The organism is uncultured Ruegeria sp. (assembly GCF_947504215.1).
Taxonomy (GTDB): Bacteria; Pseudomonadota; Alphaproteobacteria; order Rhodobacterales; family Rhodobacteraceae; genus Ruegeria.
The window spans coordinates 132355-147557 of record NZ_CANNGO010000002.1; the positions used below are offsets into that span (position 1 = coordinate 132355).

A 15203-nucleotide genomic window follows, 5' to 3' on the forward strand; every position below is an offset into this window, starting at 1 on the left:
GTATTGTCGGATGTCTTCAGGTTTGCCTGATACCGGACACGCATATCTCCTCAGGCAGCCATGCGCTCGGTTAGATTCCAAGACAAGCGATAGCCTTTGGACCCGCGGTTTTTGAAACGGGCTTCGGCCCAGTCTTGAAAGCTGCTTGCTGCCTTTGCTGTCTTCGCAGCTTTATCAATCTGAAACCCGTATTCCTTCGCAATCCAGCCGTGGCTGTCCTGCTTGGTCATCGTGCAGCTATAATTTACGGTTTCAGCGAGCGCGCCTTGCGCAAAAAATGTGGTGATAAAAGCTAACGTAAGATACTTCATTTTTTCCGATACTCATTGATTTAGCGTGTAAGACTGATCAATTAATCCGAGTAAGCGCAATGGTAAAAACCCGTTCAGTGATTAAATTTCCGGCACTAAATCAACCGTGCAACAAAATCGTCCGGTATTGTGCAAGCGCCTCGGGCTCCAATAGCATCTCGACCTGAAGAGGTTGCAGCTTGTCGGTGGTGATATTGGGGTAGAAACTCAGTTGCTCCAGCAGCGTTTTGGTGCGTTCCAACCTGTCCTGTTCGGCCAAAAGAGGGGAATGTAACGACAGGTACAGGGTTGGTCGTTTTTTTTGTAACCAGGGCAATAGTGTTGGTAACACAAAGAACTCGGCTCCTTCGATATCCATCTTGACCAGCGATACGGCAGACAGATCACTTGCGGCTTCGAATTGATCCCATGCAATCGTCAATGCATCGCTGCCGTGTGCGCCGTCATGCAGCAGTGAGCTGGTGGAATCCCCTGGTTCACCCCTGACCGAAGCCATGCGCGCTACGCCGAACTGGTCCGAAAGTGCCACCCCAAAAGCCGAAACGTTCTGGATCTCGTTCAGCTCCAGGTTCCACGCAAGATGTCGAAACCCCGTTGGATCCGGTTCGAAACACCAGACGTGTCGGGCTTTGCGGGCACCATACAGCACGGTCGGGCCGATCCACGCACCTATGTCCAGATAATCGCTGGTTGGGGACAGATACCTGTCGAGCACGGAAAAGGTCTCGGGCTCCCAGTGGCCAGCCGCCGCCTTGCGCCAGAATTTTGAATGATAAGGATCTAGGCGGAACGGCTCGCCGTTCAGGGTGCCCGCATAATATCCGCGGGCGCGGTAGAACATCTTGCGCGCCTGTGTCAGCATTGCCGCCTCCGGGTTTTCTTGTCTCAGCCCTTGACCTGTGACGGTTGCCAAAGCATTTAACCTTTGGAACCGCAACTTACATTTACAGGGGGCCGACATGGCTTTTGAACTTCCTGATCTTCCTTATGCACATGACGCGCTGGCAGCCAAGGGCATGTCCGCGGAAACGCTGGAATATCACCACGATCTTCACCACAAGGCCTATGTCGACAACGGCAACAAACTGATCTCTGGAACCGAATGGGACGGCAAGTCGCTGGAAGACATCATCGTTGGCACCTACGACGCAAACGCCGTCGCGCAGAACGGTATCTTCAATAACATCAGCCAGCTTTGGAACCACAACCAGTTTTGGGAAATGATGGGCCCTGGTGGCTACGCGATGCCCGGTGAGCTGGAAAAAGCTTTGACCGAAAGCTTCGGTTCGGTCGACGAGTTTAAGTCGCAGTTCAGCGCTGCTGGCGCCGGTCAGTTTGGCTCGGGCTGGGCATGGCTGGTCAAGAACGCTGACGGGTCGTTGGCTGTGACCAAGACCGAGAACGGTGTGAACCCACTGTGCTTTGGCCAGACCGCGCTGTTGGGCTGTGACGTTTGGGAACACTCTTACTACATCGATTTCCGCAACAAGCGTCCGGCTTATCTGTCGAACTTCCTCGACAATCTGGTGAACTGGGAAAACGTCGCTTCGCGGATGTGATCCTTTGACCCGACGAGGGTTCATCAAAGGCCTGCTAGCGGTGACGCTGGCAGGCCTTTTTGCGTCCCTGTATGGGTTTTTCATTGAACCGGCTTTGCGGTTGCGCGTGCGGAAATGGCGGTTGAAGCGTCCGGACTGGGCCGCGGCACCTGTGCGTATTGCTGTTCTGGCCGATCTGCATGTGGGTGAGCCCCATGTCGGATTGCGCAAAATTCAGCAAATTGTGCGGCGCACAAATGCGTTATCGCCCGATTTGGTATTGTTGCTTGGAGACTACGCCGCAGGGCACAAGATGGTGTCCCGCGCAGTGCCAATTGCGGACCTGGCCCGCCTACTGGTCGGTCTGCATGCGAAACACGGCGTCTATGCCGTGTTGGGCAACCACGATTGGTGGGATGACCAAAACGCGCAAAAGCGCGGTGGAGGCCCTAACGTCTATGCACAGGCACTTGAGCAGAACGGGATACCAGTGCTGTCTAACGCGGCAATCAAACTGGAATCGTTGGGGATCTGGTTGGCCGGACTGGAGGATCAGCTTGCCCTGAAACGAGGTGGTCAGGAGTTTCAGGGATTGGATGATCTTCCTGCAACGCTTTCGCATGTTACCGATGATGCACCGATTGTGATGATGGCGCACGAACCGGACGTATTTCCCACCGTTCCCGACCGCGTGGCACTGACCCTGTCGGGGCATACACATGGCGGCCAGGTGCGTTTGTTTGGCTGGTCACCAGTTGTGCCGTCGCGATTCGGCAACCGGTATGCATATGGCCATGTTCGCGAAGGCGGGCGCGATCTTGTGATCTCTGGCGGAATAGGGTGTTCGATCCTGCCGGTTCGCTTCGGCGTTGTTCCCGAAATCACGGTGGTTGAAGTGTCGACTTAGATCGGTGTTTTTTGTCGGTGGAAAGCTGCCAACCTGTCAACAATCGGCATGAGTACCCATTGTAAGAACGCCCTCAATACATACCTATACTGTGCGGGAGGAGAGAACCGCCAATCAATATAAAACAGCCGGGCAGCGTGCCAAAACCAAGGGCGCGTGACAGAACAACTGTGCCCGATAGTCGAGGGATATCCACATATTAACCGTATCAGGAGATCACTATGGTCGCACTTGCACAGGGAACATGGGTTATCATTGCAGACGGGGAAAAGGCGCTGTTTATGGAAAACATAACAGACGCCGAAGATCCTAATCTGGTTGTCGTCTCAGTCGAAGAACAAGACAAACCGGTATCCAGACCATCAGACCGTGCAGGTCGGCGCAACGACGGTGGGCCAAAGCAGAAATCAGCGATTGAAGAAGCAACTTGGAAGGACCATGCAAAATCCTTGTTCGTGCAGGATCTGGCAGATCTTTTGAACCGCAAGGGGCTGAAGGGTGCGTATAAACGCTTGGTACTGGTCGCCAGCCCACATGTCCTGGGCCTGCTCAGACGCCGGCTGCACAGTGAAGTCCTGACCAAAGTTGTGGCTGAAGTGGATAAGACCCTGACCAATCACCCGCTTCACAAAGTCGAACAAGTTCTCAGGAAAAGTCTGCAACCGGCCAGACGACCAGCCTGATCTTTCAAACGGGCGGCTCAGGCTGCCCGTTTTGCCACAGTGTCAGGCCAGCTTTTCCCGTAAGACCGCCATCGCCGCTTCAGCGTCATCGACCCAGGAAACGAAGTCGGCCATAGACGCATCAGCAAAGCCCTGGCCAATTACTTGATCCAGAAGCGTATGCAGCGCGTCCCAATATCCACCCACATTCACAATCAGAATGGGTTTGTCGTGCAGGCCCAACTGCCGCCATGTCAGCGCCTCGAACAGTTCGTCCAACGAGCCCGGGCCGCCGGGCAGAACAACAACAGCATCGGCGTTCATGATCATGACCTTTTTGCGCTCATGCATTGTCTCTGTGACCACGAAGCGTGTCAGGTCAGTCTTGCCGACCTCACGTTGCAGTAGATGCACCGGAATGACGCCAAACGTGTCGCCTCCGGCCGCTTGGGCGGCGCGCGCGACCTCTCCCATCAACCCAACATCTCCGGCACCGTAGACCAGCCTCCAGCCTTCGTGGGCCAGAAGCGTCCCGAACTCATGGGCGGCTTCGGAATAAGCCTTATTCGCGCCATTGCGTGACCCGCAATACACACAGACGGATTTCTGAGACATCAAAGGGGCTCTCCGGGGTTGTGTCAGAAGTTTTGACCCGTGATAGCGGGATTGATAGATTGGCTCAACTGTCCGCCGGAACGCTTTTGACTCAAGATGTTCGCTGCGCGGAGCGAAAGGAAAAGAATGGACGCCAAATCGGGAAACGGAAACTCGGGCAATTTCATCTGGGGTGTCATTGCGGGTCTCATCGCGATCCTGGGAGCGGGTGGATTGTACCTCTCTGGCGCTTTTACCAGCGCGCCAGAGCCAGAAGACGCACCGCAGGAGCAAACCGTGTCCGCGCCTGCGCAGGAGACCGAACAGCCGGAACAAAGCTCTGCACCCGCCGAGGCTGACGGAAGCGCGACGGAAACTGACGAACAGACTGCAGAAACGCCGGCCGTACAGCCTGCAACTGAGCCCGCAGATCCGACGAATGCAGAATCTGGTGAACCCACCGAACCAGGGTCCGAAACCGCGCCGGCGGACAGCGCAGAGCAAGTGGCCAACCCGCCCGTTTTGGACCAAATCTTCGTTGAAACAGATGGCAATGCGCTGTTGTCCGGCTCGGCTGAACCAGGTAGCCAGATACAGGTTCTGTTGGACGGTGAACCGGTTCACGAGTTTACGGCAGACAGCAGCGGTCAGTTTGCTGAATTTGTCTCGATCCCCTTTAGCGACGATGCGCAGGGTCTTGTGTTGCAGACAATGCAGGGCGATCAGACGGCGAAATCGGATGACTACCTGATTGCGGCGCTGCCTGAACCCGCCGAGGAAAAGGTCGCCAGCGCAGAAACCCCCGCTCAACCCGAGGCGACGACGACTGAGACGCCAGAACAGCCTGCAACCGCAGATGTCGGGGATACGCCAGACCAATCCGAAGATGTCGCCGAAGCTGCGAGCACCGAACTGCCATCCGCGGCGCCTGCCGAAGATACCAGTGATGACCAACAAGTTGCCGTCCTGCGATCGGGTGAGGAAGGGGTCGAATTGGTGCAACCCCGATCGACACCAGACACGGACCCTGAGCAGGTGGCATTGGACACCATCGGGTATTCGGACACTGGTGACGTACAACTGACAGGGCGCGTACAGGATGGGTCTGCCGTGCGCCTGTATCTGAACAACGAACTAGTGGCCGATCTGTCACCTGGAGAAGACGGCAATTGGCGTGGTGAGCTCGAAGGGATTGACCCTGGGGTCTATACCTTGCGGGTGGATGAGGTGACATCGGACGGAACCGTACTCAGCCGCGTCGAAACCCCCTTTAAGCGCGAACCGGTTGAGGTTCTGCAGGCCGCTGAAGCCGAGGATCGACCTCAGACATCGGATGAAACACCACCGATCCGTTCGGTGACCGTGCAAAAGGGCGACACGCTTTGGGCCATCTCACGTGACAGGTTTGGTGACGGAGTCCTGTACGTAAAGCTGTTTGATGCCAATCGCGAGTTGATCCGTGACCCGGATCTGATCTATCCCGGGCAGGTCTTTACAGTCCCTCGGTAAAAAACGCCTCTGGCCTATCATGGGCCAGGGTCTATCTCTGACCGCAGACAAGGCACGTGATGAGACGGAACACCTATGCAATCGGATGACGATACCGACGACCGCCAGTCCGGCTGGCGTACAATCCGAAAGGTTGCGCCGTATTTGTGGCCCGATGACGAGCCATGGGTAAAGCGCCGGGTGATGATTGCGATGGCAATGCTGGTCCTGGCCAAGTTGATCGCAGTTTACACTCCGATTTTGTACAAAGGCGCAGTTGACGGCCTGGCGGGCGAGGGAGTTCCGCCGCTTGCGCTGGGCGCGGTTGGGTTGACCGTTGCTTATGGTGTAGCCCGGCTTATGACCGTTGGCTTTCAGCAGTTGCGGGATGCAGCCTTTGCGCCGGTGGGCCAGCGTGCTTTACGGGCGCTGGCATTGGAGACGTTCGGACATATACATCAGCTTTCGATGCGCTACCACGTCACGCGGCGCACCGGCGGTCTGAGCCGTATCATCGAGCGTGGCGTTAAAGGCGTTGAGTTTTTGCTGCGCTTCTTGCTGTTCTCGATTGGTCCGCTGATCCTGGAATTGCTGTTGGTCGGCATTATCCTGATGTGGTTGTTCGACGTCTGGTACCTGGTTGTCGTGGCTGTTACGATCGCTTTCTACATCTGGTTTACTTTTGCGGTGACCGAATGGCGCGTGAAACTGCGGCGCGAGATGAATGATCAGGATACCGAGGCCAATCAGCGCGCCATCGACAGTCTGCTGAATTTCGAAACCGTCAAATATTTCAATGCAGAAACGCGCGAAGCTGAACGATATGACGTGTCGATGAAGGCTTATGCCGGCGCAGCACTGAAAACGGCCTATTCGCTTGCCTTCTTGAACTTCGGCCAGTCCTTCCTGATCACCTGTGGTCTGATCGGCGTTATGGTTCTGGCGGCAATCGGAGTGCAGAGCGGATCGCTTACCGTTGGCGATTTCGTGATGGTCAACGCCTATATGATTCAGATCACTGTACCGCTGAACTTTTTGGGCACCGTGTATCGTGAAATCCGCCAGTCGCTGGTTGATATGGGTCAGATGTTCGATCTGCTGGAGCAACCCGCCGAGGTGACCGACAGGCCGGATGCAACGCCGTTGCAGGTCAATGGCGGAGAGGTAACCTTGGACAACGTCCATTTCGGCTATGACCCGGATCGCGAGATTCTCAAAGGGGTGTCACTGTCCGTTCCAGCTGGTCAGACCGTGGCCATTGTTGGCGCGACCGGGTCGGGCAAGTCGACGATTGGGCGGTTGTTGTTCCGTTTCTATGACGTGACGGGTGGGGCTTTGAAGATTGACGGGCAAGACGTGCGGGATGTGACGCAGAACAGCCTGCACGCGTCCATTGGTGTGGTGCCGCAGGACACGGTTCTCTTCAATGACACGATCCGCTACAATATCGCTTATGGCCGGGATGGGGCGACGCAGGACGATGTTGAGGATGCGGCCAAGGCCGCCCAGATCCATGATTTCATCGCAACACTGCCAGAGGGCTATGACACCAAGGTCGGCGAACGTGGTCTGAAACTGTCGGGTGGCGAAAAACAGCGTGTGGGCATCGCGCGGACACTTCTCAAAAACCCGCCAATCCTGTTGCTGGACGAGGCGACCTCGGCATTGGACACCGACACGGAACAAGACATCAAAGATGCGTTGGCACGTGCGGGTGAGGGGCGGACTGTGATCACCATCGCCCATCGCCTTAGCACCATTGCCGAGGCCGATCAGATTGTGGTTCTGGAAAGCGGTGAGATTGTCGAACAAGGCACCCATGATGAACTGCTTATGCGCGAGGGTCGTTATGCGCAGCTGTGGAACCGGCAGCAATCGGATACTCAGGCGGCCTGATCGCAAATTGTTTAGGACGAAACACCGATATGTGGAGGCATTTTAATGCGTAGCACTTTATTGAAAGCTCTCGGGCCAACTGTGGCGGTTCTGCTGTTTCCGGCTATGGCTATGGCTGATCCTATTGTTGGGGTTTGGAAAACAGAACCCGACCGGAAGAACTTGATCTCTCACATCAAGATCACAGCTTGCGGAGATAATTTTTGCGGCAAAATCCAGTCAGCCTATGACGCCGCTGGCAAAGAAGTTCAAACTCCGAACATCGGTAAAAAGCTGTTTTGGGATGTGGCCAGTGAAGGCGATGGCAAATACGGCGGAGGGGAATTTTGGGTCCCTTTGATTGATGTCGATGCTGTCCCTCAGATGACCTTGCAGGGGGATCAACTGATGGTCAAAGGGTGCGAGCATCTGGTGTGTGCTCATCAAACTTGGACCCGCCTATAGACGGCAAACAAAAAGGGCCGGAAAATCCGGCCCCTGTCTTATTATTCCGCAGCTTTCAGTGGGGCGCCGGGTTGATGTTCCGATCTGTCGTCTTGCTGATCTGCCTGATCCGGAACGGATCCCGGAATGTCGCTCCAGACAATCTCGGTTGATTGCATTGCGCGGGCGCTGCGTCCGATAGCCATATCTTGCGCGATCTGACTGGAACGACCGGCCGTCACCCGGGCGAGAAGTCTGGCAATCCAAACGGCATAGGTCGCGACCCACACGCGCAAGGCCAGGAAGGAAGGCGTCACTATCAACGTCAGCACGGTGGCGATGCCCAGGCCGAACACAACCGCCGTCGCCAGCTGTTTCCACCACAGGGCCGTCGGGCTGTCGATGCTGTAACCGCCATTGATGAAGTCCAAAGAGAGGCCGAACATCATCGGTGTCAGACCAGCCATCGTAGTCAAAGTAGTCAGCAGAACCGGACGAATACGAGCCTCGGCCGTGCGGACAATTGCATCGATCCGGGGCATATAGCGGCTGTATTCCTGATAGGTATCAATAAGAACAATGTTGTTGTTCACCACGATACCCGCCAAGGCAACGATCCCCGTTCCGGTCATGATGATCGAGAAAGGCTGCTGCATGACCATCATCCCGATCAGCACGCCTGTGGTCGAAAGAACCACGGCCAACAGAACCAGAACCGAGTTGTAGAACGAGTTGAACTGGGCCAGTAGGATGACAAACATCAAACCCAGGGCACCTGCAAAAGCGTTTACCAGAAACGCGCCGGATTCGGCCTGATCTTCCTGATCACCGGTCCATTCCCAACTGATCGTTTTGGCGAAGGGTTCGGTGTCCAGCCACTCGGTTAGAACTGCAATCCGTTCGTTCGGGTTAATCAGGATTACCTGGGCGTCACCATTTTCCATGGCTGACCGCAGGCTTTCCACGCTGTCCGCGCCTGTCAACTGAACCAGATCGAACCGTTTACCATCCGTGGTGGTCAGGGTCGCGCTTGTAGACGCAACGCCGTCTTCCAGTTCCCGAACAACGGCCAATCGCTGCTCGGTGCCATCGGGGCCGTCGGTCACAGCTTTACTCAGGCCCGGTTCAACATCCGCTTTGACGTCATAATAGCGTTCCTGATCCACGCGATTGATCTCGGCCAGCTTAGCCACCGGTTGCCGGGTCACGAAGTTGGACAGCGGTACCAGCCCGTCCTGCGTCCGGACCTTGAGAACGTCCAATGTGGACAGCACGCGGTCTTCTTCCGGCAGGCGGACACGGATTTCGATTTCTTCATCCGTGGTATCCGGGCGCATTTCGCCCAATAGAATGCCTCGGGTCACCAACTGAACCATGGCACCAACGGTTGCGACGTCAGCCCCAAAACGGCCCGCCTTCGCCACATCAACGTCGATTTGCCAGTCGATACCAGGCAGGGGCAGGGTGTCTTCGATCTTGATCAGACCGGGGGTGGTTTCAAACGCCTCTCGCGCGGCAACCGTGGCCGAGGTCAGGTCATCCCACCCGTTTCCTTTGATGCGCAGGTGGACGGGTTTGGCCGAGGCCGGGCCTTGTTCCAACGGCAGAATCTCGACCACGAAGCCGGGAATTTTTGCCAGCTCGACGTTCAATTCTTCAAGCACAAAGTCGCCGTCATATTCCGGCGCAACCACGTGCCGGTCAAACAGACCGCCAGCAATAGGCTCAGAGATATTCGGACGATCTTCCCAAGGGATGATTTCGAACTGGACCCGTCCTACCGTATCGGCCGGGGCGGATGCGCCACCGGTGTTCTGGTTCAACCCGCCTTCGCCAGCAAACGAAAAGACGTTGATCACGGCCGGGTGTGATGCGATCACCTGCTCGGCCTCGTAGACCATAGCGTCCATCTCGGTCAGCGAGATGTTGCCGCGCGCGCGCACATAAGCAGTCGCCTGTTCCGGCTCGCTCTCGACAAAGAACTCGACGCCGCGATTGTTCGCTCCATAAGCGGACATGACCATCATGACCGCGAAGCCAATGGCAACGATCGACACGATCGGCATGATTGGATTGCCGACCAGGAATTTAATGACATAGCCGAATGGTGTGTGTTCCTTGGCTGTATGTACGCGTGTTTCCGGCGCGCGTTCTAGTCTCGCAGCACCCAAAGTGACCGATCCGGCAAAAGCGCCTGCGATCACAAGAATTGCACCGAACACGACACTGCCCGGCGTGCCTGCGGGCAAAAGATAAGTTGGGTTCAACACCTGCATCGCCCCAAGAAACACGAGGTAGAACGAAGGGGGCACCAGAACCGCCCGCAGCCACCAGGGTGTTCGTGCCCTCAACCAGTCGGAGGAGCGGTCAAAAACACGGCTGAGCCGTCCGGACACACCGCCCATGACAGGCAGGTAGATCAGCGCGACGATCAGAGACGCTGACAGAACAAAGATCAGCGTGACGGGCAGCATCCCCATGAACTCACCCGGTACGCCAGGCCAGAACAGCATTGGAAGGAAGGCACATAGCGTCGTTGCCGTTGATGACACGATAGGCCAGAACATCCGCTGGGCTGCCTCGACGTAGGCGTGCATTGGGCCGACGCCGTCCTTGATACGTTTGTCCGCGTATTCCACCACGACGATGGCGCCATCAACCAGCATGCCCACCGCAAGGATCAAACCGAACATCACGATGTTCGAAATGCTAATACCCATGACGGCCAAAAACGCAAAACACAAAAGGAAGGAGGTCGGGATAGCAAATCCCACCAGCAAAGCGGCGCGCGACCCCAACGAGGCAAGCACCACGATCATCACCAGCGCAATCGCGGTCAGTACTGACCCTTCAAGCTGGCTGACCATCGATCCGACAATCCGGCTTTGGTCGTTTGAGGTGCCGACGTCGACAGCGGCCTGCAATTCAGCTGGCCATTTGGTCTGAGCATCGGCAATGGTGGCTTTGACCTGTTCAACTGTGTCGATCAGGTTGAAACCCTTGCGCTTGACCACCTGCAGCGCCACGGTTGGTGCGCCGTCAAAACGGGCTGTGCCTTCGCGGTCTTCAAAGGTGTAGTTGATCTCGGCGAGCTCTCCCAAGGTCACGACGCGGTCGCCGTTGACCTTGATCGGTAACTCGTAAACGTCTTGCGCGGTTTTGAAGGATGATGGGATCTTGACCGAGAACGTGCCTTGTTCGGTTTCAACCTCACCCGCAGCAATCAATTGGTTGTTGTTTTGCACAACGCTGATTAGCTCCGCAGCCGTTACGTTATACGCTTCCAGTCGCAGAGGATCGATTATGACCTCCAGCAACTCATCGCGATTGCCGGCAATCCCGGCCTCCAACACGGAATCCAGCGCTTCCAAATCGTCCTGAAGGTCCTTGGCCACGCGGGCCATGGTTCGTTCGGGTACCGAACCAGTCAGGTTCACGATGACGATGGGAAACTCCGAGAAGTTGATTTCGTACAGGGAGTATTGTTCAGCGCCTTCGGGGAATTCTGCCTGCGCCGTATTCATGGCATCACGCACATCCGCCATGATGGCCGTTTTGTCCCAGCCAAAATCAAACTCGAGCGCGACACCGCCATAGCCTTCGGCGGCAGTCGAGGACATTTCTTTCAGGCCATCCAGATCCGCAAGTTCGGTTTCCATCGGCTTGACCAGAAGGTTTTCCGAATCTTCAGCGGAAATTCCCGGGAACTGGACCGAGACGAACAACGCAGGGATTTCAATGTCCGGCTCACCTTCCTTCGGCAGGCTTACATACGCAAACCCGCCAATGACCAGCGAGATCGCGATAAATGCCAGAACCATTCGGGCCCGTTCGGAAGCCCAGCTTACAATACCCGTCATTGCGAAGCTTCCCGATATGTCGGCGCAACCGTCACGCCACGTGTCACGAATTCCTGACCGACTACAATGACGTCAACAGTTTCAGCCAAACCGTCGATCCAGACGCCTTTTGATGTGTCGCGCAAAATACGGACGGGCACAAAGTCTACAACATTGCCGGTTCCGACGGTGCGAACACCCAGCTGTCCTTCGTTGTTCAGGGTCAGGGCAGATTGTGGCAACAGATGCGCTTTGGCCCCTTCGGCGGCAATCCGGATCGTTGCCGTTTGACCATCGCGGATGGTCAGGTCAGCGTTCGGTACCGTGATCTCGACTTCGAATGTGCGGGTGGTTTCATCTGCAGACCGGCTGAGAAAGGTAACCCTACCCGTAACCTGCCGACCCGTGACCAGCTGCGCTTCGGCCTCAGAGCCGACAAGAACGCGGTTCACTTCGGTTTCTGGTACAAAGCCAACCAATTTGATCGGGTCCAATTGGATCACGGTCGCGCACAAGGCACCGGGCTGCAACAAGCTACCTAACTCAGCAGTGTCGCTTTCCAGCAGGCCTTTGAAAGGCGCCTCAATGGTCAGTCGGTCGATTTCACGCTGGGCTGCTTCAACCTCGGCTGCGGCGGCTTCGATACCGGCCCGAGTGGCTTCAAGGCCAGCTTCGGCCGACTTAATACCAGCCTCGGCGGTGCTCATTGCGGCCTCGCTTGAGATGCGCCGGGTTTCAGACCCGAACCCTGAATCGGACAGTTTACGGGCAGCCGTCAGATTGATGTCGGCTTCTGCTACCAGCGCATGCGCTTCTTCCAAACGTGCCTCTGCCTCGGGGACGCGGCTTGCAGCTTCAAGTTTGCCAGCCATCGCCTCTGCGAGGCTGGCGGGGCGGGTTCCGGGGTCTAACTGGCACAGCAGGTCGCCAGCCTCGACAAATGCACCGCGGCGTTTGGGTTCTGAAATGACCGTTGACGTGGTTTCCGCCAGAACTTCGACTTGTCGGTTTGCTTTGGTTTGCCCACGCAGCAAGACGGCGCTGTCGATTTCGCGCGCCTCTGAGCGGAAAGCGATGACACCAACGGCGGTTTCGCTGACACTCGTTTCTTCGGTTGCCTCGCCACCTTCTGTGGCGGGTACGTCTGCCTCGCCGCGACCAGCGAAGGCAAATAGCGCGTCGCGTTCAAAAACAAGGAAATACAGGGCGACAATGACCAAAATGGCGTTGATGAAAGAAATCAAACGCATGCAGTGCTTCTCCTAAGAACAATGCGCCAAAATTATTTGACGTGCATGCCTCAAAATGGGGCCGGGCATGTATCTTTTCCACACTAAACTGAATAGTTCGGTTTATTTTTTTTCGCAAGACCGGATCGACGCGGCGTATTTGTGCAAAATCGGACCCTTGGCTTGGCCGTGGTGCCGGGGTATGACATGGCGCACGATAGCAAGATACACAGCCTGGGGGCAGGAATGAGCGATACCGACAGTTTCATTGATGAGGTCACAGAAGAGGTGCGCCGCGACCGGATGTATCTGCTTTTGCGCCGGTGGGGCTGGATTGGTGTTGTGGCTGTCATCCTGATCGTTGGTGGAGCGGCCTATAACGAATACCAGAAAGCGCGCGACACCTCTCAGGCGCAAGAGCTGGGCGACTCGATTCTCGCGGCTTTGGATGAGAATGATTCCGCAGCGCGTGCAGCAAGCCTAGATGGCGTTCAGGCGCAATCCCCGGGCGGTGATGCGGTGTTGAACATGCTACTCTCGGCCTCTCAGATAGACGCCGGATCCCAAGAAGACGCGGTCAACAGCCTCAACAGCGTTGCCGTTCAGGGTGAATTGCCCGAGATCTACCGCGCGATTGCAAGTTTTAAGGCGCTGCTGTTGCAGAGTGATACCTTGCCAGCCGCTGATCGCCGCCTGCAATTCGAAGCTTTGGCCGTGCCGGGGGCGCCGTTGCGCCTGTTGGCCGAAGAACAGTTGGCGTTGATTGACGTGTCCGAAGGCAATATCGACGCCGCGCTCGACCGGTTGCAAGCTTTGCGTCAGGATGCCGAAGTGGGCGTCGATCTGCAGCAGCGTGCGGCCCAATTGATTGTGGCGTTGGGCGGCGAACCTGAACCGCTTGTGGCGCAGCAGGGCTGATCTGGCGGGACAACAAACTATGACAGGCGAGTTCAGAAGAATATGGTAACAAGATTTTTTTCCCGTTTGGGAGTGCCAGCAGCTGCCGTTGCGCTGACGACACTGGCCGCCTGTCAGGAGCCCGAGATCATTCTGCCAGGTGCGCGCGAAGATATTCGCCCGGCATCTGACACCGAAACGGTGGAAACCCGTGGATCGCAACCCGTCAGTCTCCCAGCGCAAAATGCGAATGCAAGCTGGCCTCAAAGCCCCGGTACGGCGGCCTTTCGCACAACCAATGCTGCATTGCGCGGCACCCCGCAGCTGACGTGGTCGACGTCGATCGGCAACGGCGACTCGCGCAAGCAGCGCATCACGGCCGAGCCGGTGGTCGCTGGAGGGTTGATCTATACGCTTGATTCCGGTGCTACGGTTTCAGCTGTGTCGCCGCAGGGACAGCTGGTTTGGAACACCAACCTGATCCCGGCCAGTGACGGAGACTCGGATGCCACGGGCGGCGGAATGGCCTATTCCAATGGCGTCCTCTATGTCTCGTCCGGTTTTGGACGGCTGACAGCTCTTGATGCCAAATCGGGCACGATCCGCTGGCAAAAGCGCTTGAACGCAACTGGCAGCGGCGCGCCGTTGGTCAGCGACGGATTGTTGTACCTTGTCGCCGGTGATGAAACCGGTTGGACTGTGGATACCAAAGATGGCCGTATCGCGTGGCAAATCGAAAGCACGCCGAGCGTCGGCAATGTTCTCGGGGCACCAGCGCCTGTCCTGACGTCGGATCTTTCGGTTTTTGCCTTTGGGTCCGGTGATATTACGGCGACGTTCCGCAAGGGTGGCATTCGCCGTTGGAACGCTTCGGTCGCAGGTGGGCGCCGGGGGCGCGCTGCAGCACAGATCGTTGATGTGACCGGGGGCCCTATAGTTGCAGGTGACACAATATATATCGGCAACCATTCGGGTCGTACTGTAGCATTTGATGCCGCATCGGGTGAGCGTCGCTGGACTGCTGACGAAGGCGCCGTCGATACGGTTTGGCCAGCGGGGAACAGCATCTACTTGATTAGCGACCGCAGCCAATTGGTGCGTCTGAACGCGTCGGATGGCACTGTCGTCTGGGCACAGGATCTGCCGGGTTTCGTCAAGGACAAGCCTAAGCGGCGCGGCCCGATCTTTGCCCATTACGGCCCAATCCTGGCTGGCGGGCGCATTGTTGTCGCGTCGAATGACGGATATCTGCGTTTCTTCAATCCGGTGGATGGATCGCTTGTGCATCGCGTTGAAGTGCCGGGTGGCGCGACGACAGCACCTGTCGTCGCAGGTCAGACCCTTTATGTGGTTTCGACCAAGGGCCAACTGCACGCTTTCCGTTGACGACAAGATGCGCTAAAGGGCGCGTCTGAGTCT

Annotated in this window: 13 protein-coding genes; 8 read left to right on the forward strand and 5 right to left on the reverse strand. The window is 56.7% G+C overall.

Going from position 1 to position 15203, the window contains the following annotated elements:
• Positions 1-50 precede the first annotated feature (50 nt).
• On the reverse strand, positions 51-311 hold the full coding sequence (locus Q1B21_RS05945) for a hypothetical protein (RefSeq protein WP_299887098.1): 261 nt from the start codon (positions 309-311) through the stop codon (positions 51-53).
• Between the two features lie 100 nt (positions 312-411).
• Positions 412-1173, reverse strand: a complete 762-nt coding sequence (locus Q1B21_RS05950; RefSeq protein ID WP_299887101.1) for an FkbM family methyltransferase — start codon at positions 1171-1173, stop codon at positions 412-414.
• A gap of 97 nt (positions 1174-1270) precedes the next feature.
• On the opposite strand from Q1B21_RS05950, the gene Q1B21_RS05955 reads away from it, so the two are divergent.
• From Q1B21_RS05955 to Q1B21_RS05965, 3 genes are all read left to right on the forward strand, one after another.
• Positions 1271-1870 carry a superoxide dismutase gene (locus Q1B21_RS05955; RefSeq protein WP_299887104.1) on the forward strand — a complete coding sequence of 200 codons (600 nt, stop codon included), beginning with the start codon at positions 1271-1273 and terminating at the stop codon, positions 1868-1870.
• A gap of 4 nt (positions 1871-1874) precedes the next feature.
• The gene (locus tag Q1B21_RS05960; RefSeq protein WP_299887107.1) at positions 1875-2756 is read left to right on the forward strand and encodes a metallophosphoesterase; all 882 of its coding nucleotides are present in this window, start codon (positions 1875-1877) and stop codon (positions 2754-2756) included.
• A gap of 221 nt (positions 2757-2977) precedes the next feature.
• Positions 2978-3439, forward strand: coding sequence for a host attachment family protein (locus Q1B21_RS05965; RefSeq protein ID WP_298936157.1), 462 nt, complete (start codon positions 2978-2980; stop codon positions 3437-3439).
• A gap of 42 nt (positions 3440-3481) precedes the next feature.
• On the opposite strand, the gene Q1B21_RS05970 is transcribed toward Q1B21_RS05965, so the two are convergent.
• Positions 3482-4033, reverse strand: a complete 552-nt coding sequence (locus tag Q1B21_RS05970) for a TIGR00730 family Rossman fold protein (RefSeq protein ID WP_298936156.1) — start codon at positions 4031-4033, stop codon at positions 3482-3484.
• A 126-nt stretch (positions 4034-4159) separates the two neighbouring features.
• Between Q1B21_RS05970 and Q1B21_RS05975 the strand changes: the two genes are divergently transcribed.
• The 3 genes from Q1B21_RS05975 (at position 4160) to Q1B21_RS05985 (ending at position 7840) form a co-directional block, all read left to right on the forward strand.
• On the forward strand, positions 4160-5521 hold the full coding sequence (locus Q1B21_RS05975; protein WP_299887112.1) for a LysM peptidoglycan-binding domain-containing protein: 1362 nt from the start codon (positions 4160-4162) through the stop codon (positions 5519-5521).
• A 75-nt stretch (positions 5522-5596) separates the two neighbouring features.
• Positions 5597-7396 carry an ABC transporter ATP-binding protein/permease gene (locus Q1B21_RS05980; RefSeq protein WP_299887114.1) on the forward strand — a complete coding sequence of 600 codons (1800 nt, stop codon included), beginning with the start codon at positions 5597-5599 and terminating at the stop codon, positions 7394-7396.
• Between the two features lie 45 nt (positions 7397-7441).
• The gene (locus Q1B21_RS05985; protein WP_299887117.1) at positions 7442-7840 is read left to right on the forward strand and encodes a DUF2147 domain-containing protein; all 399 of its coding nucleotides are present in this window, start codon (positions 7442-7444) and stop codon (positions 7838-7840) included.
• A 41-nt stretch (positions 7841-7881) separates the two neighbouring features.
• Here the strand turns inward: Q1B21_RS05985 and Q1B21_RS05990 are convergent, their stop codons facing one another.
• Positions 7882-11679 (reverse strand): efflux RND transporter permease subunit, encoded by a 3798-nt coding sequence (locus Q1B21_RS05990; protein WP_299887119.1) that lies wholly within the window; start codon positions 11677-11679, stop codon positions 7882-7884.
• A complete protein-coding gene (locus Q1B21_RS05995; RefSeq protein ID WP_299887121.1) occupies positions 11676-12908 on the reverse strand; it encodes an efflux RND transporter periplasmic adaptor subunit in 1233 nt (410 codons plus the stop codon). Before Q1B21_RS05995 ends, Q1B21_RS05990 begins: the two co-directional genes overlap by 4 nt.
• A 225-nt stretch (positions 12909-13133) precedes the next feature.
• On the opposite strand from Q1B21_RS05995, the gene Q1B21_RS06000 reads away from it, so the two are divergent.
• Positions 13134-13805: a hypothetical protein gene (locus Q1B21_RS06000; protein ID WP_298936150.1), complete on the forward strand. Its 672-nt coding sequence runs from the start codon at positions 13134-13136 to the stop codon at positions 13803-13805.
• Between the two features lie 42 nt (positions 13806-13847).
• Positions 13848-15170 (forward strand): PQQ-like beta-propeller repeat protein, encoded by a 1323-nt coding sequence (locus tag Q1B21_RS06005; RefSeq protein WP_299076251.1) that lies wholly within the window; start codon positions 13848-13850, stop codon positions 15168-15170.
• The last annotated feature ends 33 nt before the right edge of the window (positions 15171-15203 follow it).